The sequence below is a fragment of the Streptomyces inhibens genome (assembly GCF_022221585.1).
In the GTDB taxonomy this organism is placed as follows: domain Bacteria; phylum Actinomycetota; class Actinomycetes; order Streptomycetales; family Streptomycetaceae; genus Streptomyces; species Streptomyces inhibens.
Genome location: NZ_CP084681.1, coordinates 4888123 through 4907355, shown reverse-complemented (window position 1 = coordinate 4907355; position 19233 = coordinate 4888123). Strand labels below are relative to the sequence as shown.

Here is a 19233-nt window from a genome sequence, read left to right as displayed (position 1 = left end):
CACCTGGTACGTCACCACCGTGACCATCCGCCACAACGAAGCATCGGAAGGGAGGTGTCGTAGATGACCATCATGGACCTTCAGGGCCTGGAGGTGCCGGGCGAGCGTGACGCTCAGGCGCTCGGCTCCACCGTCAGCGGCGGCTGCTGACGCAGCTGACCACACAGTGCCTCAACACACGGTGTTCGGTCTCCACCACGCACCGTGTGCCCACGGTACACACGTCTTTCGATCCGCGGAAGGGAGGTGTCGTAGATGACCATCATGGACCTTCAGGGCCTGGAGGTGCCGGGCGAGCGTGACGCCCAGGCGCTCGGCTCCACGATCAGCGGCGGTTGCTGACACGGCGCCCGGTGGTCCCGTGCTTCGGCACGGGCCACCGGGCCCCTGTGTTTTACGGAGTTTCACGGACGGAGGCCCACGGACGGAGGCCAGTTGAACCACCACATGGGCCCGGCCCGCTCCCTCTGCGTCATCGGCTGCGGACCCCGCGGCGCCTCGATCGTCGAGCGGATCCTCGCCAACGTCCCCGCCCTGTACGGCGACCGCCCCCTGGACCTGCACATCGTCGACCCGTACCCACCCGGCGCCGGCCGCACCTGGCGCACCGACCAGCCCGGCCTGCTGTGGATGAACTCCGCCGCCGAGCACGTCACCATGTACCCCGACGAGAGCGTGGACTGCGCGGGACCGCCGCGCCCCGGCCCCACCACCGCCGGCTGGCTCGACGCCCCGCTGCACGACGGCGCCTACGCCGCCCGCCGCGACCAGGGCCGCTATCTGCGGCACTTCTTCGACACCGTGACCCGCCAACGGCCCGCTTCGATAAGGCTGTTCGTCCACCGCGCGCGAGTGATCGACCTGGTACGGACGGCCCCCGACGAGGCGCTCCCGGACGCACCGCCGGCCGGCCGTCAGCAGGTGATCCTGGACTCCGGCGAACCCCCCTTCCTCGCCGACCGGGTGGTCTTCGCCCAAGGACACACCGAAACCCTCGCCGCCCCCACGCCACCCGGCCTGCTGCGCATAGGCCCCGGCCCCGCCGACCCCGACGCGCTGGACCGCATCCCGCCCGGCGCGCCCGTCGTCGTCCGCGGCCTCGGCCTGGTCTTCATCGACTGCCTGGCGCTGCTGACCGAGGGCCGCGGCGGCCGCTTCGTCCGCACCCCCGACGGCGCGCTGCGCTATCTGCCCTCCGGCCGCGAGCCCCGGCTGTACGCGGGCTCCCGCCGCGGCGTACCGCTGCCCCCGAAACCGGCGCGCCCCTTGTCATCGGCCCTGCCCGCCCCGCCCGCTGGTCTGCGCTTCGCCACCGTCGACGCCTGCCGCGCCTGGCTGTCCAGGCCCGGCGCCTCCTTCGCCCGCGACGCCTGGCCGCTGGTGCTGGCCGAACTGGGCTGGTGCCACTACCGCGCCCTCTTCGCCGGGCAGCCCGCCCGTACCCGTATGACCTGGCAGGACTTCGACGCCCAGTACGCCCTGCTGATCACCGACGCCGACCGGCTGGCCAAACTCGCCCGCGAGGCGGTGCCCGACCCCGCGGACCGTTTCGACCTGGACCGGCTGGCCGCGCCGCTGGCCGGTCTGCGGTGCGCCGACACCGACGACCTCCAGCGACAGCTGCACGGTCACCTCGCCGAGGTCCTGCGCCGCCGTACCGGACCCGCGCGCGGCGTCGAGACCGCGTTGGTCGACGCCCTGCAACGGGTCGGCGCGGTCATCGAGGAGCTGTGGCGCGCCGGCGACCTCGATCCCACCCAAGTCACCGAGGCGCTGGGCCACTTCGCGATCGGTACGCACCTCAGCTCGGGCCCGCCGCCACTGCGCGCCGAGCAGCTGCTGGCGCTGGCGGAGGCGGGCATCGTGACGTTCGTGGGGCCCGATATGCGGGTGGAGATCACAGCCGGCACCGAGGGGGCCCCGGCCCCCGCCGTCTTCCGCGCCACCGGCCCCGCCCTCCCCGGCACCGTCCACGAGGCGAGGGTCCTCCTCGACGCCCGGCTGGCACCGCCCGACCCCGACCGGGCCGCCGACCCCCTGCTGCGCGCCCTGACGTCCCGGGGTGAACTGGTGCCGGAACGTGGCGCGGACGGGACCCCGAGCGGCCTGCTCCAGCTGTCGGGAGCGAGCCTGCACCCGGTCGACGCGCACGGTACCGAGCACCAGGACCGCATCATCGCGGGCCCGGCCCAGTTCCCCCGCCCGGGCACCAACGCCGTCTACTTCCGCCAGAACGACACCATCGCGCGCAGCTTGCTCGGCGGCGACTGAGCGGGGCGGAGGGCGAGGGTGTCGTTCTGACGGAAGCGTTGAGCAAGCGGCTGCACCCCCACCACCCATCGGGCACCACCCATCGGGCCGCCGCAGCCGGTGCCATTCCCGCCCAAAATCACCAGCCCTTCCCAACTCGCCCCATTTATCACCCACTCACCCACACCCCTATTTGAAAATAAAAAGAACCGGCGACCGGTTTCCCCTCCGAGTGTCTCCGGCGGCGTTGTCAGTGCCATATGCGAGAGTGGTCCGAGCAGTTGAGGTGAAAATCGGGGGAGGGGCCCGCCGTGTCATTGGCCGACGAGGTAGCGGCAGTTCATGCAGGACAACCGGATCCAGCCGCGCTGGTAGGCGAATTCCGGCGCACGCATGTCTTGATTCCGACGGTCAATGACACGCTCCTCTCGACGGAGTTGGACGGCATCCGCTGGCTATATGCCTTCACCGATGAGGACGCCCTTTCCCGCTTCGCTCTCTCCCGTGGCAGTGAGCCCGGCACGGAGTGGCAGTACGTGACGGCGTCCGGTGCCCGAGTCCTTGACGTGCTGATTCCCGCCATCGAGGGCCCTACGGGGGTGGCCCTAGACGCGGGCAGTGAACAGGGTGCGCTCTTCCCGCCGGTGGCCGGAATTGTCCCCGACAGCGCGGCCATCGACGTATCGGCGGCTGGAATATCGGACAACGCCGCACCGCACAGGGGGGAAGCGTAGGAATGGGTCTGATCGGCGGAGACGGGTACCAGGTCGAGCCTGAGGCTTTCGAGCAGCTCACCAAAGGCATCAAGGCCGCGACGGCCGAACTCAAAGAGCTGGGCTTTGACATGGAGGCCCAACTTGGCCGCGGTTTCGACAAATTATCGCTGGACAACATGGAATGCGGCGACGACGGCCTGGCCGCCGTACTCGATTCCTTCTGCGACCGCTGGGGCTGGGGCGTGCGCACGTTGATGCAGGACGCCAACGCATTCTCCAAGAAGCTGGGTATCACCGCCGGCATGTACTACGAGCAGGAGCAGTACGTCTCGGACACGCTGAAGCAGACCGCGAACGCGGCGATCGGCGACCCGTCCAAGACAGCCGAGCAGCTGCACAAGACGTCCTGGGGCGACATCGCCGCGGACAACCCCCTCAACGTCGACTTCGACCCGATGTCCCAGGAGTCGATGGAGTCGCATCAGCGGATGCTGGACACGGCCGACAAGGTTGCCGAAGACTTCCATTCCATCCCCGACCGGATGACCCACCCGCTCGACGATCCCGCCGAGGTCACAACCAAGTTCCACGAGCCGAAGGGTTCGCAGGGACAGGGGGGTGAGGGCAAGTGAACTGGCTCGGCGATGGTTTGAACGCGATAGGCGACGGCGCGAGCAAGTTCACGGACGCCGTCGAGCGCGGCGCGGGCGAGCTGGTCGAGCACGGCTCCGACCTGGCCGGCGACGCGCTGGAGACCGTCGGTCTCGACGACGCCGGACACGCCGTCCGCACCGCCGGCGCCGACCTGGCCGGCGCCCTGGGCGCCCACGTCGATGAACGGCAGCTCGGTGAGACCGAAGACCCCAAGGAACTCATCCACGGCGACGTCGAGAAGATCAACGAGACGGCCTCCCACCTGAAGGACTTCTCGGCCGCCTTCGACCGCGTCGCCAACGGCATGCGCAAGCTCGGCTCGGGCCACCACTGGAGCGGCAAGGCCGCCGACGCCTTCCGCGAGGCGTTCGACATGCACCCCAAGCAGTGGATGCACGCCGCCGACGCCTGCGACGACGCCTCCAAGGCCCTGAAGTCGTATGCGGAGACGGTGACCTGGGCGCAGGGAAAGGCCGTCGACGCGATCGAGAAGTACCGCAAGGCGCAGCAGGCCGCCGAACGTGCCCAGAGCGAGTACGAGTCCCAGTACGACAGCTACCGGGAGCGTCATTCCGCGTACGAGTACCTCGCCTCACGAGGCACCGACGCGGGCGCCGAACCGCAGGCTCCCTCCGACCCCGGCGACGTGGGCAAGGAGGGCCGCGAGGCCGCCGAAGACATCCTCAAGGACGCCCGCAGCCAGCGCAACGAAGCGGCCGACCGGGCTCGTAACGCCATCAAGGGCGCCTTGGCCCACGCCCCGGACAAGCCCGCGTTCACGGAGCTGGCGGGCGCGGCCCTCAAGGACGGCGGTGAGGCGTTCGTCCTCGCGCACGTGCATATGGTCGGCGGCGCTCTCAAGGCCGGGGCCGACACCCTCAAGCTGGCCCGGACGATCAACCCACTGGACCCCTACAACATCACCCACCCCTGGAAGTACGCGGGCAACACCGCCACCCTGCTCATGGGCCTGGCCCAGGCCGGGCTCCACCCCATCGATACCGCCAAGGGCATGCTCGGCTCGGGCTGGGGCAGCGACCCGTTCGACTCGTTCAGCGCTGCGATCGTCAACGCGGTCGGCGGCAAGGGCGCGGGCGCACTGGCCAAGGGGGTGGCAAAGGCAGGCGCGAAGAACGCCGCCAAGGCCGCCGCGCGGACGGCTGCTAAGGAGGGCGGCAAGCGCACCGTCCGGGACCGGCTGCGTACTGCCTGGTGCAAGACCTTCGGCAGCGACCCCATCGACATGGCCACCGGCCGCATGCACCTGCCGCAGACCGACATCACCCTCCCCGGCAGCCTCCCCCTCGCCTTCACCCGAACCTTCGAGTCGTCCTACCGCACCGGCCGCTGGTTCGGCCCGACCTGGATGTCCACCGTCGACCAGCGCCTGGAAATCGACTCCGAGGGCGTCATCCTCATCGGCGAAGAGGGCAACTTCCTCCTCTACCCCCACCCCGCGGTCGGCGTCCCCACCCTCCCCATAGAGGGCGACGGCGCACCCCTCGAACTCACCCCGGACGGCGACTACCTCCTCACCGACCCGGTCACCGGCACCCGCCGCTACTTCACCACCTACGCCGAAAACCTCGCCGTCCTCGACGAGATATCCGACCGCCGCGGCAATCACCACACCTTCGACTACACCGCAGACGGCACCCCCACCGCCATCACCCACAGCGCCGGCTACCGCCTCCTCCTCACCACCGACGAGGGCCGCATCACCGCCCTCCACCTGGCCGGCGCCGCCGCCGACGGCAGCGACCAACTCCTGGTCACCTACGGCTACGACGAGCTGGGCAACCTCACCACCGTCACCAACTCCTCCGGCCTCCCCCTCCGCTTCACCTACGACGACGCCGGCCGCATCACGTCCTGGACCGACACCAACAACAGCAGCTACCACTACGTCTACGACGACCAGGACCGCTGCACCTCACAAGGCGGCATCGAAGGCCACCTCCGCGCCAACTTCACCTGGGGCGAGCCCGACCCGACAACCGGCCTACGCACCAACCTCCACCACAACTCCCTCGGCCAGGTCATCACCTACAAGGTCAACGACCACCACCAGATCGTCGCGACCACCGATGCCACCGGCGCCACCACCCGCACCGTCCGCGACACCAAACACCGCATCGTGTCCACCACCGACCCCTTGGGCCGCACCACCCACCTCACCTACGACGACGAGGGCCGCCCGGTGAGCGTCACCCTCCCCGACGGGTCGACCTCCACCACCACCTACAACCCCGACGGCTACCCCGTCAGCGCCACAGGTCCGGACGGCACCACCTGGACCCACACCTACGACACCGCCGGCAACCGCACCTCCACCACCGACCCCACCGGCGCCACCACCAGCTACACGCAGGACCAGCGCGGGCACATATCCACCATCACCGATGCCCTCGGCAACACCACCCGCCTCTACTGCAACGAGGCTGGCCTACCGATATCAGTCACCGACCCGCTGGGCGCCACCACCCACTACCGCCGCGACGCCTTCGGCCGCACCACCTCCCTCACCAACCCCCTCGGCGAAACAACCCACATGGTGTGGACGGTCGAAGGCAAACTCACCGCCCGCATAGACCCCACCGGCGCCACCGAGCAGTGGACCTACGACGGCGAGGGCAACCGCACCACCCACACCGACGCCATCGGCCAGACCACCCACTTCGAATACGGCCACTTCGACCTCCTGGTGGCCCGCACCGACCCCGACGGCGTCCGCCACACCTTCACCCACGACACCGAACTCCGCCTCACCCAGGTCACCAACCCCCAAGACCTGACCTGGAACTACACCTACGACGCAGCCGGCCGCCTCATATCCGAGACCGACTTCGACGACCGCGTCCTGGCATACACCCACGACGCCGCAGGCCAACTCGCCACCCGCACCAACATCCTCGGCGAAGTAACCACGTACACCCGCGACACCCTCGGCCGCATCACCCACAAGGACACCGCCGGTCTCGTCACCACCTACGTTCACGACACCAGCGGCAACCTGCAACAAGCAGCCAACCGGGACGCCACCGTCACCTACACCCGCGACATCCTGGGCCGCGTCACCGCCGAATCGGTCAACGGCCGCACCATGACGCTCACCTACGACGCTCTGGGCCGCCGCAGCTCCCGCACCACCCCTACCGGCCACACCACCACCTACACCTACGACGCCGCCGGCAACCGCACCGCCCTGGACATCGCCGGCCACATCCTCACCTTCGACCACGACGCCGCCGGCCAAGAACTCACCCGCACCATCGACGAAAACCTCAACCTCGCCCACGTCTGGGACCCAACCGGTCGCCTCACCACCCAGTCCCTCACCACAGCAGCCACCGGCACTCTCCAGTCCCCCACCGGCGCGATCCGGGCAGAGAACCCTGCGGCCGCCGAAGCCCAACGGGTCCTCCACCGCGGCTACACCTACCGCCCCGACGGCAACCTCGCCGCGATCGACGACTCCCACACCGGCCGCCGCACCTTCGACCTCGACCGCGCCGGCCGCGTCACCGCCGTCCACGCCACCGACTGGACCGAGACCTACGCCTACGACGAAGCCGGCAACCAAACCCACGCCACCTGGCCCGACCGCCACGCCAACCCCTCAGCCCGAGGCGAAAGGTCATACACAGGCACCCGTATCACCCGCGCCGGCGCCATCCGCTTCGAACACGACCCCCTCGGCCGCGTCGTACTCCGCCAAAAAACCCGTCTCTCCCGCAAACCCGACACCTGGCACTACACCTGGAATGTGGAAGACCGCCTCACCACCGTCACCACCCCCGACGGCACCACCTGGCGCTACCTCTACGACCCCCACGGCCGCCGAATAGCCAAACAACGCCTGACCGCTGATTCCTCAAAGGTCGTAGAGCAAACCGACTTCACCTGGGACGGCTCGACGCTCACCGAACAAACCGCCCACACCCCGGGCACCCAAAAGACCATCTCACTCACCTGGGACCACCGAGGCCTGACACCCCTCACTCAAACCGAACGCAAGACCACGGCGCTACCCCTACTCTCTGCTTCCCAGCAGGTGATCGACCAACGCTTCTTCACCATTGTCACCGACCTCGTTGGCACTCCCACCGAACTTGTATCCGACTCCGGTGGCGTCGCCTGGCGCACGCGGTCGACTCTCTGGGGGACGACCACTTGGAACTCTGACGCCACGGCCTACACGCCATTGCGGTTTCCCGGCCAATATTTCGACCCGGAAGCCCAGCTCCACTACAACTTTCAGCGGTACTACGACCCAGAAACCGCGCGATACGTCACCGATGACCCTCTCGGTCTCGATCCATCGTCCAATTCCGTGACCTATGTAGATAACCCTCACGCCTGGGTCGACCCACTCGGGCTCATGTCTTGCGAGCCCAAACTTTCAGATCCGTTGCCGCAAGGGCTCCCAAAGGCGCATGTTCATGCCTATGAGGAAATCAGGGCAGGGCGCGGAGATCCTCAAATTGACCCCAGGACAGGAGAGCAAGCAATCTTCCAAGGGAGAGGGGCGCATGAGCGACCCTGGCGAGGGGCTAGGGAATGGAGGGTTCCTCTCTGGACCAAGAATAATGAGGCAAGAATTCTTGAGAAGACCCTTCCGGACGGTCGAAAAGTTATGGGGTGGACAACGGATCATTACCGCAAAATTCACCCCTTCGCTGCACCTCACTTCCCTGATAGTGGATGGAATTAACTCCTTTGGGGAATCGAAAGGACCGCCAAATGTGTCCCATCCAGCAGTCCTGCACTTGTATCTCGAGGCCAATAGGGGATACTCTTGCAAGAAAGGAGTATCAATCGGATGCTTGCTGAAATGGCTCCTCGGCTCCCCTTGTATCGCTTGATCGAAGACGAGTTGCGGCGCGAGATCTTCACGGCAATCGACATGCAGGGATTTTTCGTCCCTGCATCGAGGGAAGAGTCTTCGGAAATCTGCCTGGTTGGCGTCTCCCCTGCGCCTGGCATCACACCCAGCCTGTTTGACGACGTAGAGTTGCAGGTGCTGAGTCGCTGCAGTGAAGTTATTGGCTCCTACTATGTGGGCCGCATTGAAGTGACGGATATTCGAAGGACGGGTGCGTCCGACGATGCAAGGGCATGCGACCTCACTGCATCCTTTTTCGGCTACGCCAGCCCATTTCCGTTTGCGGGGGATTTTTGGCGTAAATGGGCCGCAGAAAGGCGGCCAGCCTTGGGGGAATGGAAGAAATATCCAATCGAAGCCCACGATAGCTGGCTCCATGTTGTGCAGACGGCTTGGTTTGGTGCAGGGCGCTCGGCGATTCGGTACAGTGAGAAGTCGCAATATGAAATTGATGGCGGCGATGTGGCCAGCATGGCGAGCTTCTACTGTGCCCTTGGGGAGGCCGTTAACGGCCCAGGGGGTTACTTTGGGTCGAACCTTGACGCGCTAGCCGATTGTCTTTCCCGTAGTGAGCCTTTTCTCCTCGCGTGGAGAGATTCCGGCGCGGCAAGGGAAAGCCTCGGCTCGGCCGAATTTTCGTCGATCATCGACACGCTGCGAGAGTTTAAAATCACTGTCGTCTTTCGATGAATGTCGGTAACATTGCCATTGGCATGAATGCCTCCATGCGAGTTCCTCGATATTCATATTCCCAGCAATCCGCATCGGCTCGTTGCGCCAGGTGAGCCGCCAACGTGTCGACGGCGCCGGCGGGCGAGAGCAGAGCCAAGCACCGTGCATCTGCCCACGGACCCCGTCCCAGCCGTACGCTGGCTGGGACGGCCACGCCACCTAAGGGGCACGCATGGATCTGTCAGACGAGCTCAGTACCGGCGAGCGGATCAGGGTTCTTCGGGAGTCGCGTGGCATGACCCGTGCCACCCTCGCTCACCTCTGTGGGCGAGGCCCCGATTGGTTGAAGAAGATCGAGACGGGGGAACGCGAACTCCGTTCTCATACGCTTCTGTTGCGCCTAGGTGCCGCGCTTCAGGTCTCCGATCTGTCCGTTCTCACCGGAGACGGCGAGGGCGGCCCGGCGCAGTTGGTACCGCTAGGCAGGATGAACCATCCGGCCATGCCCGAGATCTGGACTGCGGTCATGAACCGCTCCCTGACCGTGGCTGCCACGGGGCCCCTGGAGCCGGCCGTGCTGCAAGGCCGTGTCGATCAGACATGGCGCCTGTGGCACACGTCTGATCGCAACCGTACCGAGGTGGGGGCTTTGCTCCCCGGGCTCATCCGCGACAGTGAAGCTGCCGTGCGGGCGCTCGACGGTGAGCAGCGCCGTGCCGCACTGGTGGCGCTTTCCGACGTGTACCGGCTCACTGGTCAGGCCACCGCGTACGTTGCTCCCGCCGAACTGGCGTGGGTCGTTGCCGACCGTGCCCTGTCCGCGGCGCAGGACGCCGACCAGCCTGCTGCCATAGCCGCTGCGGCATGGAACATGGGCAACATCCTGCGCGAGACTTCGTACCCCGAGGAAGCGCTGCGCATCGTCGCCGAGGCTGCCGGCCTCCTCCGTCCCCACCTCGATGGTGCTCCGGACGACTGGCGCGGCATCTACGGCGCGCTCCAGCTGCACGCCGCGGTCACGGTGGCGCGAGAGGGGCGCGAGGGTGACGCGTGGCGGTACTGGGACAAGGGCGACCAAGTGGCGAAGTCCCTGCCCGCCTCGTACGTCCATCCGTCCACCGTGTTCGGTCGGGCCAACGTCGATTTCCACGCTGTCAGCGTCGCGACTGATCTGCGTAAGGCGCAGAAGGCTCTTGGACTTGCTGACGACCTCGACCCCGACGTGATGCCCTCCCGCGAGCGCCGCGCCCGACTGTGGGTGGAAGTCGCCCGTGGGCACCTCCAGCGTGGCGACCGGACCGCCGCGCTGCACGTGATGCAGATGGCTCACCAGATCGGCGCTGAGACGGTCACCTACACCCCGTCTGCCCGCGTCGTAGCCGCCGACTTGTGGCGTTCCGCGCCACGCGCGATGCGGAAGGACGCCGGCCGACTGGCTGAGGCCGTGGGGGTCTGCACCATCTGACCAGGGGGACAAGCAGGGACAGGGGGACAGTCTGTCCCCCTTCTTTGTTGCACGGGCCCCTACGGTGACGCACCTGCCTCCGCGTCAACCGAACGGGGTGACACATGTATCCGGTGTATCCGGGCGCCCGATTTCACGCATCGACCCGTCGGGATGAATCGCCCACCATCGACAGTGCCACAGGAGAGATCCGCGTTCCGCTGGCCCTGTACGCCGTCGATGAGCACCGCGGCACCGTTGACCTCGTTCTGTCGTGCACGGATGGCGCATCGCTACTTGCCTCGCTCGTGGAAGCCCTCGGCTCCTCCGCGTACGCACCGCGGCCCCTGTGCCCGGAAGCCGCGAGGTGACTGATCAACCCGGCTTGAGGGTCTCGTGGATGACCCGAGTCACTGCTGAACAACAAAGACCCCCGCGACGCGCCAACGTCCGGGGGCGTGGCCACCAACCCCTGGGAGGTTGACGACATGGCGAAGACTATCGCCAGGATCTTCGAACCGCTGATGCGACTGTTACCGCCCGCGCGTGGGCGTCACCGGTCCGCCGGCTCGATTCCTGAAGTGAGGTGCGAGGAGGCACCGGCACTCGTGCTCCCCTGCGTGCCCGGCGGGCGGGCGGGCCTGCTCCGGGGTGAGGACGCGGCCCTGATCCGGCCGTACGTCCTCACGCCGGGGGAGCGGCAGGAGCGGCGGTTGGAGTATGGGCGGCGTCAGCGGGCGCTGTGGTTCGCAGCGCACGGGGGCGACGCCGGGCCGGGTGGATTCCCGTGGTGGAGGTGGTGGGCTGATGAGTGCCACTGACAGCATGAGGCTCCTGCCGTGGCTTAGCCCGGGCGGGAAGCCGTGCTTCCTGGCAAGCGATGGGACGGGGTTCGTGTCCCGGCTTGCTGATGACGTGGAGGCGGCGCAGCTTGACGAAGCCGCCGAACTCGTCGAGGAAGCGCGCCGTGTCCTTGATGCGCGGACGTGGACTCCCGGCGAACTGCACCTGCTGGCCGTCGAATTGACCGCAGTCCTGGCCAACGTGCGCCGGGTGGCGGAGAGTCGGGGCGCCCGCCTGCCCGCGTCGGACGACGATGGCCCCGACGTGGACGATGGCGGTGACTGGCTGGTCGACGGTGATGACGCTCTGGACGGCGGCGGCGACGGCGGCGGGCCGCGACTCCCGGCGGAGGCGTTCGGATGAGCCGGGCACGGGTTACGGGGGTGGGGTCGCGGCTGCGCTTCTGGGCGGAGGAGGCCTGGGGGCGGCACGTCAGTCAGCGGGAGCTGTACCGGTTGCTTGATCAGGTGCGTGCGGAGTGCAAGGGCCGTACTGCGTGGGTGGATGAGCTGACCGAGGGGGATCAGGCAGCGTTTCTGCGCAGGCTCGCTGGGCGGGTCCGGTCCGATCGGGCGCAGGAATCCGGGGGTGGGCCGTGAGGGCAGGGGCGGCGTCGGCACGGCCGGCGTGGGCGCGGGCGGGCCGGGCCGGGGCGCCGGGGAGCAGCACCCCCCGGGCCCGTGCCATGGTCGCTATCCCTCCAACGCAACCCCATGCTGCTGCGCCAGAATCGCCGCCTGCACCCGGCTGCGGAGATTCAGCTTCGACAGGATGCGGCTGGTGTGGGTCTTCACGGTGCCCTCGGCGAGGTTGAGGGTTTCTGCGATGGCGCTGTTGGCCAGGCCGCGGGCGATGCAGGCCAGGACCTCCAGCTCGCGTTTGGTGAGGGTGTCGAGGGCCTGGGCCGCGCCGTCCGGCAGTGAGGGGCTCGCGGAGGGGGGCCGGCCGGCGAACTCGGTGATCAGGCGGCGGGCGATGGCGGGGGTGAGGAAGCCGTCGCCGTGAGCCACCTCGCGCACCGCGCCGACCAGTACGGCCGGTTCGGCGTTTTTGAGGATGAAGCCGCCGGCGCCGGCCCGTAGCGCGCCGAAGATGTACTCGTTGAGGTCGAAGGTGGTCAGGACCAGCACCTCGGCCAACCCACGCTCGACGATCCGGCGAGTTGCGGCGACGCCGTTGAGCTGTGGCATCTGGACGTCCATCAGGACTACGTCGGGGCGTAGTTCGGCGGCCATGCGGACCGCCGTCTCGCCGTCACCGGCCTCGCCGACGACCGTGATGCCCGGGTCGGTCTGCAGGACCAGGACCAGGCCGGAGCGTACGGCGGCCTGGTCGTCGGCCACCAGGACGCGGATGCCCGCGGTACCGGGCTCGGGAGACCTCCCCGCCGGGCACCCCACCAGTTCGTCCACCGGCTCGTCCATCACTAGCTCCTCCACTGGCTGCTTCACTGGCTGCTCCACCTCTCTCATCACCGCCCCCGTCGTGGGTCCCCCAGGGCCTGCCCTAGGAGTTCTGGGTCAGCGGGAGCACCGCCCGCACCCGCCACCGGCCGGGGGCGGTGCGGTCGGGTCCCGCGTCGAAGATGCCGCCGACCAGGGCGGCCCGCTCGGACATGCCGGCGAGCCCGGCGCCCGCGCCGGTGAGCAACTGCTCGACGGGGCGCTGCCGGGACCGGCCGTCGGCGCGGGCCAGCGGGCTGTCGACCGAGATGGTCAGCTGCTCGGTGCCGGCCTCGCAGCGGATCCGTACCCGCCCCGCCGAGGCGTGCTTGAGGACGTTGGTCAGCGCCTCCTGCACGATGCGGTACGCCGTCACCTCGATCACCGACGACACCTCGGGGAAGCTCTCGGGGAACTCGGTGTGCAGCGACAGCGCCGCCGCGTCGGCGGCCGGCCGGGCCTGTTCGACCAGCGCCCCCAGGGCGTTCAGCTGCGGCCGGTCCCAGTCGTCGTCGACGCCGCGGTCGGACCGCAACAGCACCACCATCCGGCGCATTTCGGCCAGCCCCTGCACGCTGTTCTCGCGGATCACGGACAGCGCCCGCAACACCGGGTCCTCCTCGTCAGCGTCGCCGTCCTTACCGCCCTTCGCCTCGGTCAGCGAGAGCACCGCGCTGGAGTGAATGGCGATGGCGCTGAGGTGGTTGGCCACCAGATCGTGCAGCTCACGGGCCATACGGGTGCGCTCGGTCTGCAGCACGGTCTTGCGGTCCAGCTCCGCCAGCCGGTTGATCTGCGCGGCGCGCTGCCGCTCGGCGTCCGCCCGCTCCTTGTGGTTCCGTATCAACACCCCGGTCCAGACAGGGGAGATGAGCAGCATCGCGACGATGACACCGGTCGTCACCCCCTCCGAGCGGTCGCTGATGGCGATCAGCGCGATGGTGGTGCCGAGGGTGACCGCGACGGTCCCGAACTGCAGTACCCGGCACAGCCATGGGGCGCCGTACAGTGCCGCCGCGTACAGCAGGTCGGTATAAATGAGGACGGGTCCCAGACCGCCGCTCGATGTCATCTCCACCATGACGGTGAGGGAGCCGACGGCGACCGCGACCGGCGGCAGGGCGCTGCGGAAGGCGGTCGCGGTACACAGCACGAGCACCGGCAGGACTGCCTGCCAGGCAGGGATGTCACCCCCCATGACCCGTGGTCCGCCAAGGACATACAGGATCAGACAGCCGGCGAAGAAGCCCACTGCCAATCTGAGGTCACGGAGCGGTATGGGGCGGCGGCGCGCGTTCGTACTTGTGAAAAGACGTAACCACACACGAGGACAGTACTTCGGTGAGTTGCCCGTTCTCTTGGCCCTGGCGCCCGAATTTGGGTCAGTCTCCCGTACATCGAAGTATGTAGCCGTACATCAGCAAGAGGGATGACTCGAAGGATCCGGAGGATCTGCAAACCTTGGGCTGTCTGTATCGATCGATGTAGGCGAAAAAGGGGGAGACACCAACAGTATGACGGCCTGTCACTCACCCAGTGCGGCCTCGGCACCGCTCAACTGTGGAGGACGGAAAGTACGTGGAAACGAACGCCGCTCTTCTCGAACTCTGTCCGGAACCCCTTGACCGGGACGTTCCTGACCACCGGCAACACCCCGCCCAGGTCCGCCTGGCACCGCTCACGCACCCGCACCCCCACCCCCACGACCGCCCGGACTTCCTCTCCACCCCCGTCCCGATATTCGTGGTCCCCATGGATTCCGCCCCGCCCGGCGGATCCGGCAGCGCGCTGTCCCCGGACAGCTGTCTGGGCCTCAACGGCCATTCCCGAGCCACTCTCGACGGCGCTTCCCGCAGCTGGCTGCTGGCCCGGCTCCCCGCCCGGGTGAGCACCGCGATGGCCACCGCCACCCACTGGGAGCTGTACGGAACCCGCGGCCTGCTGGTCGTGGCGTGCGGCGAAGACGCCCGTCAGATGGGCTTCTCGGTGGAGTCGGTACGCCCCGAGAGCTCCGCGCCGCACACCCCGTGCGAGGTGCTGACGGCCCATGAATCCCGCATCGCGGCAGGCCGCCCGGCCGCCGAGCGCGAACGACTGATCACCCGCTTCTGGGTACGCAAGGACGCCGCCATGCAGGCCGTCGGCCGAGGTCTGTCCGTCGCCCCCGACCGCATCGAGGCCGGTTTTCCCACCGACCACGGAACGGTCACCGTGCCCTGCCCCTATGGCATCGAAGTGCCGGTCTCGGTAAGGAACTTCACCTTCTCCCCCTCCTATGAGTTCGCCGTCGCGACCCCGGAACCGCTCTCCCTCACCCCGTCCTTCGCCTATTCGGTCAGGTAAATGCCCGTTTCCACAGCGCAGCCGCCGGCCGCACTCTCACGAATTCACTACTGCCGAAGTGAATTGGCTTGAATTGGCTTGAATTCGAACCCTGACGTGGACGACTGCGGGCGGCCGCAGGCGACCAAGGGCGACGGCATCACCATGAGCGAGGTGGAGATCCGCTTCCACACGGCCATCGGGTGAGGGGGTTACCCGAACCCCGGCCCTGCATCCACCCGGGTGAAACACGTGCATGTCGCCCTCCCCAGGCATGCCGAAAACCATATTGCCGGGTTAGTTGGTGCGTGCCCACCGGTCGTGGCGAGTACTCCGTCACGGCGTTGCCGGAGCACAGCGGAGGTTCCCGTCATGCCGTCGCCCCTCGCCAAACGGTCCGTCGAAACGATCCTGTCCGTGCTGCTGGTCATGCTGAGCGTCCTCGGCCTCGCCGGCCGGAGCGCCGCGGCGCCCGCCGGCCCACCGGCGCCCGCCGGCCCACCGGCACCCGACTGGGAGCGCATCGCCGCCTGCGAGAGCAACGGCCGCTGGCACACCAACACCGGCAACGGCTACCACGGCGGTCTGCAGATCGACCCCGCCACCTGGCGCGCCTACGGCGGCAACCGCTATGCCCCGCGCGCGGACCTGGCCACCCGCGCCGAGCAGATCGCCATCGGCGAGCGCATCGTCCGCGACCGCGGGCTGTCCGCCTGGCCGAACTGCGCCCACCGCACCTCCGGCAGGAGTGACGGCGGCGACACCACCCCCATCGTCCAGCAGCCCCCCACCACCCGCCAGGACCCCGCGGCCGCACCGTCCCCGCAGCAGGCCCCGGCACTGCGCAGCCGTCCGTCCACGCCCGGCGCAGCCGCCCACAGTTACGTCGTACACCGCGGCGACTGCCTCTCCGCCATCGCCGAACGCGCCCACGCCCCGGGCGGCACCAAGGCCCTGTACACCCTGAACAAGGACAAACTCCCCCAGGGTCCGGACCACATCTACCCGGGGCAGCGGCTGCGCCTGCGGGCGTGAGGGCGGGCGGCCGCGGCGTACGGCCAGGAGGTCGGCCCGTTCCGGATCGGTGTCCGCCGCGGTCCACCAGGAGTCCCGGTCCTTCGTGGGCCACTTACCCGCGGACGCGGGGAGGCGGATCCGGCCAGGCCGGTGCCTTCGGAGTGGCGGGCCGGAGGGCCGTCACGGTGAATCCGGTGATCGGTCAGAGTGAATGCGCGGGACGGGCCGTTGCTCAGACTTGGACGATTCGGGCATGCCCGGTAGCAAGACCGCGGGGTTACCAACCGCGAGGTGCAGGAGCACACAGTGAAGAACATGGCACGCGTCAAATTCATGATCGCAGGAGCTTGCGGCCTGCTCCTGGCCGTCGGCGGGGCGTCACCCGCCCAGGCGTGGGGCGGGCCGTTCGACGGGTATGGCGGGGACGGTGTGTGGAACAGCGACACCTACGCCGACTTCCGCGCCGTGCTTCGCTGCGGGCCCAGGGCGAGGGTCTGCGTCAACGGGCCGGTGAACAGCGGAAACGTCAGGAACTCGCAGAACGTCCATATGTCGGGCAACAACAGCAACAGCGGCAGCCCGACCAACGACAACGGAAACACCAACGCGCACGACGAGACGAACGGCGTCAAGGTGAAGAGCAACAACAACCAGCTGAAGGCCGGACGCGGCGGAGGGCAGAAGCTCTGACCCCACGCTGATCCGAACCTCCGGCCCCGGTGCCCACCGGGGCCGGAGGCGTTTTCGCGGCCGGTGGCGGCCTCGGGGGAGGAGAAAACGACGATCGCCCGGCGGTGCTCGCCGGGCGATCGTCGTGGCGGGCGGGACGGTGTCAGTAGTGCAGGCCGAGAACGCGAAGGATGTTGTTGCTGCTGTTCGACGAAGCGCCCGAGGCGGAGTTGGCACTGTTGGTGGAGCCGTTGGTGCTGGAGAGGTTGCCGCTGTTGTTCGGGTTCCCGTGGTTGATGAAGTTGCCGCTGTGCAGGCTGTTGCCGCTGTGTACCGGCCCGTTGATGCAGGGGTGCGGCGACGGCGACTTGTACACCGGAGACTTGTAATGGAAGTCGGCAAGGCGGTTGTTGCAGACCACGCCGGAGACCATGCCGGTGATGGTGCCGACATCGGCGCCCGCCACGGCCGACAGCAGGGACTCACCCGGAATGGTCACGGCGTGCGCGACTCCGGTGCCGATCAACACCAGTCCGCATGCCCCGACGACGCTTCCCGCCCGCACAATTCTTCTCACGATGCTCCTCGCCTGTTCATCGTTCCGATGCCAGACGTATCGTGCTGCCGTTGACCACGCACATCGTCGTTCAACCCGCAGGGAGTAAAACGCTCGGCGACCAGAATCAGCCGGGTGGCCCAAAAACTCCGGACCCCAGCCGTTGGGGCGCCGAGCGCGGCGGGCCCGCCCCGGGCCCGCGACAGCTCACGGTTGCGCTCACAGCACGAGCCGCTCCGGCATCGGTTGCTCCACGCCGTCCAGCTCCAGCATGCAGCGCGGGACGGACGGGATGAGATGCGGCTGGCGCAGCAGTACCCGGAAGGGGTGTGCGGGCTCGTCGGGGAGTTCGCCGCTCAGCACATTCATCCCCGGGCTGTGCTCCTTCCGGTACGCGATCACCTTGCCGTTGACCAGGAGCTCTATCTCGCCGTCCCGGCCGGGCCCGACGTTCACGGTGATCGAGTGTCCGCCCTGATCCAGGTGGAAGTGGTGGCTGTGCCCCATGACGCACCTCCCGCAGTGCCGTGCGTACCTCCAGCGTAGATTCCGCGAGCGACAATTGTGGTGAGCGCAGGAGACCACCATGAACGGCTCGGTCCGCATCGGACAAGTTGTCGGGGTACCGCTGCGGATGCACTGGAGTGTGCCGCTGCTGGTGGGCCTGTTCGCGTACGGACTCGGCCGCCAGGCCCTCCCGGTATGGACTCCTGGGCGCTCGGATGCCGTCTACGCCGTCGCCGGTGTCGCCGGGGCCGCGCTGCTCACCGGCAGCCTGCTGCTGCACGAGACGGCGCATGCCGCGATCGCCCGGAGAAAGAAGATCAACGTCGAGGACGTGACGCTGTGGGCGCTGGGCGGCACGACGCGGATGGGGCGGCCGCAGACCGCCGCGGCGGCCTTCGCGGTGGCGGTCAGCGGGCCGCTCGCCAGCCTGGTCATCGGAGGGGCCGCCCTCGGAGTCGGCGTCGGGCTGCAGGAGCTCGACGGCTGGGCGGTACCCGCCGTCGTCCTGCTGTGGCTGGGCTGGGCGAATCTGTTCCTGGCCGTGTTCAATCTGCTGCCCGCCGTGCCGCTCGACGGCGGACGGGTGTTGCAGGCGGTGCTGTGGTGGCGCACCGGAGACCGGGAGCGGGCGGATCTGGCGGCCTCCCGGGGCGGCCAGATCATGGGTGTGCTGATGGTGGCCTTCGGCTGGATCTCCGTGCTGCGCGGGGCGCCGGGCGGACTGTGGATCGTCTTCGTCGGCCTGTTCATCATGGTCGTCGCCGGGGGGGAACGGCGGCGCGCCGCACTCCACACGGCACTGCGCGGGGTACGGGTGACCGAGGCGATGTCCAGCCCGGTGACCACCGGCGCCGACTGGCTGACCGTCCAGCGCTTCATCGACGAGGTGGCGGTGGACACGCACCACTCGGCCCTGCCGCTGCTCGACTTCGAAGGCCGCGCCAGTGGAATGGTGCAGATCCGCAGGCTCGCGGCGATACCGCCGGCGAACCGGGAGACCGTGCGGGTGCGCGAGGTGGCGATCCCGCTGTCCCAGTGCGCGGTCGCCGCTCCGGACGAGCTGCTGAGCGAGGCGGTCGACCGGATCAGCCTGCGTACCGGCGCACGCATCCTCGTCGTGGACGGGAACCATCTGGTGGGGATCGTCACCGGGAAGGACATCTCCCGGCTCATGCGGCGGCACACGCTGGGCGGGAAGGGGCCCGACTGAGCGCCGCGCGCCACAATGGTGTTACGGGACGCCCCTGCCGCCGCCG

17 protein-coding genes are annotated in these 19233 nt (G+C 68.3%); 13 read left to right on the top strand and 4 right to left on the bottom strand.

Translation table 11 applies throughout. The features are described 5' to 3' along the window. Positions 1 to 63: 63 nt before the first annotated feature. The 9 genes from KI385_RS44625 to KI385_RS22385 all read left to right on the top strand — a co-directional run bounded on the left by KI385_RS44625 (position 64) and on the right by KI385_RS22385 (position 11827). Complete coding sequence (locus KI385_RS44625; RefSeq protein ID WP_199838955.1) at positions 64 to 150, top strand: class III lanthipeptide; 87 nt, start codon at positions 64 to 66, stop codon at positions 148 to 150. A 105-nt stretch (positions 151 to 255) separates the two neighbouring features. After that, positions 256 to 342 carry a class III lanthipeptide gene (locus KI385_RS44620; protein ID WP_218039239.1) on the top strand — a complete coding sequence of 29 codons (87 nt, stop codon included), beginning with the start codon at positions 256 to 258 and terminating at the stop codon, positions 340 to 342. A 93-nt stretch (positions 343 to 435) separates the two neighbouring features. Continuing rightward, positions 436 to 2271, top strand: a complete 1836-nt coding sequence (locus KI385_RS22425) for an FAD/NAD(P)-binding protein (RefSeq protein WP_238573956.1) — start codon at positions 436 to 438, stop codon at positions 2269 to 2271. Positions 2272 to 2561: 290 nt separating this feature from the next. Next, a complete protein-coding gene (locus KI385_RS22420; protein ID WP_238573955.1) occupies positions 2562 to 2984 on the top strand; it encodes an SseB family protein in 423 nt (140 codons plus the stop codon). A gap of 2 nt (positions 2985 to 2986) precedes the next feature. Beyond that, positions 2987 to 3598, top strand: coding sequence for a hypothetical protein (locus tag KI385_RS22415; protein ID WP_238573954.1), 612 nt, complete (start codon positions 2987 to 2989; stop codon positions 3596 to 3598). Continuing rightward, on the top strand, positions 3595 to 8334 hold the full coding sequence (locus KI385_RS43950; RefSeq protein ID WP_281066886.1) for a putative T7SS-secreted protein: 4740 nt from the start codon (positions 3595 to 3597) through the stop codon (positions 8332 to 8334). Before KI385_RS22415 ends, KI385_RS43950 begins: the two co-directional genes overlap by 4 nt. A gap of 108 nt (positions 8335 to 8442) precedes the next feature. Continuing rightward, positions 8443 to 9195 (top strand): barstar family protein, encoded by a 753-nt coding sequence (locus tag KI385_RS22395; RefSeq protein WP_238573953.1) that lies wholly within the window; start codon positions 8443 to 8445, stop codon positions 9193 to 9195. A gap of 214 nt (positions 9196 to 9409) precedes the next feature. Continuing rightward, the gene (locus tag KI385_RS22390) at positions 9410 to 10642 is read left to right on the top strand and encodes a helix-turn-helix domain-containing protein (RefSeq protein WP_238573952.1); all 1233 of its coding nucleotides are present in this window, start codon (positions 9410 to 9412) and stop codon (positions 10640 to 10642) included. A 786-nt stretch (positions 10643 to 11428) separates the two neighbouring features. Further along, positions 11429 to 11827 carry a hypothetical protein gene (locus tag KI385_RS22385; RefSeq protein ID WP_238573951.1) on the top strand — a complete coding sequence of 133 codons (399 nt, stop codon included), beginning with the start codon at positions 11429 to 11431 and terminating at the stop codon, positions 11825 to 11827. Positions 11828 to 12156: 329 nt separating this feature from the next. On the opposite strand, the gene KI385_RS22380 is transcribed toward KI385_RS22385, so the two are convergent. After that, positions 12157 to 12891: a response regulator gene (locus tag KI385_RS22380; RefSeq protein WP_425357087.1), complete on the bottom strand. Its 735-nt coding sequence runs from the start codon at positions 12889 to 12891 to the stop codon at positions 12157 to 12159. Positions 12892 to 12970: 79 nt separating this feature from the next. Further along, positions 12971 to 14104, bottom strand: coding sequence for a sensor histidine kinase (locus KI385_RS22375; RefSeq protein ID WP_238573949.1), 1134 nt, complete (start codon positions 14102 to 14104; stop codon positions 12971 to 12973). A 380-nt stretch (positions 14105 to 14484) separates the two neighbouring features. Between KI385_RS22375 and KI385_RS22370 the strand changes: the two genes are divergently transcribed. The 3 genes from KI385_RS22370 (at position 14485) to KI385_RS22360 (ending at position 16935) form a co-directional block, all read left to right on the top strand. Further along, positions 14485 to 15249, top strand: coding sequence for a 4'-phosphopantetheinyl transferase family protein (locus tag KI385_RS22370; protein ID WP_238573948.1), 765 nt, complete (start codon positions 14485 to 14487; stop codon positions 15247 to 15249). Between the two features lie 351 nt (positions 15250 to 15600). Beyond that, a complete protein-coding gene (locus tag KI385_RS22365; protein WP_238573947.1) occupies positions 15601 to 16263 on the top strand; it encodes a transglycosylase family protein in 663 nt (220 codons plus the stop codon). 297 nt (positions 16264 to 16560) lie between these two features. Then, positions 16561 to 16935: a hypothetical protein gene (locus tag KI385_RS22360; RefSeq protein ID WP_238573946.1), complete on the top strand. Its 375-nt coding sequence runs from the start codon at positions 16561 to 16563 to the stop codon at positions 16933 to 16935. Between the two features lie 142 nt (positions 16936 to 17077). Here the strand turns inward: KI385_RS22360 and KI385_RS22355 are convergent, their stop codons facing one another. Continuing rightward, entirely contained in the window at positions 17078 to 17479 is a 402-nt protein-coding gene (locus KI385_RS22355; RefSeq protein WP_128503924.1) for a hypothetical protein, read from the bottom strand. Positions 17480 to 17689: 210 nt separating this feature from the next. After that, positions 17690 to 17977 (bottom strand): hypothetical protein, encoded by a 288-nt coding sequence (locus tag KI385_RS22350; RefSeq protein ID WP_128503875.1) that lies wholly within the window; start codon positions 17975 to 17977, stop codon positions 17690 to 17692. A 79-nt stretch (positions 17978 to 18056) separates the two neighbouring features. Between KI385_RS22350 and KI385_RS22345 the strand changes: the two genes are divergently transcribed. Further along, positions 18057 to 19187, top strand: coding sequence for a site-2 protease family protein (locus KI385_RS22345; RefSeq protein WP_238573944.1), 1131 nt, complete (start codon positions 18057 to 18059; stop codon positions 19185 to 19187). Positions 19188 to 19233: the final 46 nt, after the last annotated feature.

Coding starts and splice junctions, on each gene's coding strand:
- KI385_RS22345 (WP_238573944.1), top strand. CDS start 18,057: ATGAACGGCTCGGTCCGCATCGGACAAGTTGTCGGGGTACCGCTGCGG.
- KI385_RS22390 (WP_238573952.1), top strand. CDS start 9,410: ATGGATCTGTCAGACGAGCTCAGTACCGGCGAGCGGATCAGGGTTCTT.
- KI385_RS22375 (WP_238573949.1), bottom strand. CDS start 14,104: ATGGGGGGTGACATCCCTGCCTGGCAGGCAGTCCTGCCGGTGCTCGTG.
- KI385_RS22365 (WP_238573947.1), top strand. CDS start 15,601: ATGCCGTCGCCCCTCGCCAAACGGTCCGTCGAAACGATCCTGTCCGTG.
- KI385_RS22395 (WP_238573953.1), top strand. CDS start 8,443: ATGCTTGCTGAAATGGCTCCTCGGCTCCCCTTGTATCGCTTGATCGAA.
- KI385_RS44620 (WP_218039239.1), top strand. CDS start 256: ATGACCATCATGGACCTTCAGGGCCTGGAGGTGCCGGGCGAGCGTGAC.
- KI385_RS22350 (WP_128503875.1), bottom strand. CDS start 17,977: ATGGGGCACAGCCACCACTTCCACCTGGATCAGGGCGGACACTCGATC.
- KI385_RS22385 (WP_238573951.1), top strand. CDS start 11,429: ATGAGTGCCACTGACAGCATGAGGCTCCTGCCGTGGCTTAGCCCGGGC.
- KI385_RS22360 (WP_238573946.1), top strand. CDS start 16,561: ATGGCACGCGTCAAATTCATGATCGCAGGAGCTTGCGGCCTGCTCCTG.
- KI385_RS22415 (WP_238573954.1), top strand. CDS start 2,987: ATGGGTCTGATCGGCGGAGACGGGTACCAGGTCGAGCCTGAGGCTTTC.
- KI385_RS44625 (WP_199838955.1), top strand. CDS start 64: ATGACCATCATGGACCTTCAGGGCCTGGAGGTGCCGGGCGAGCGTGAC.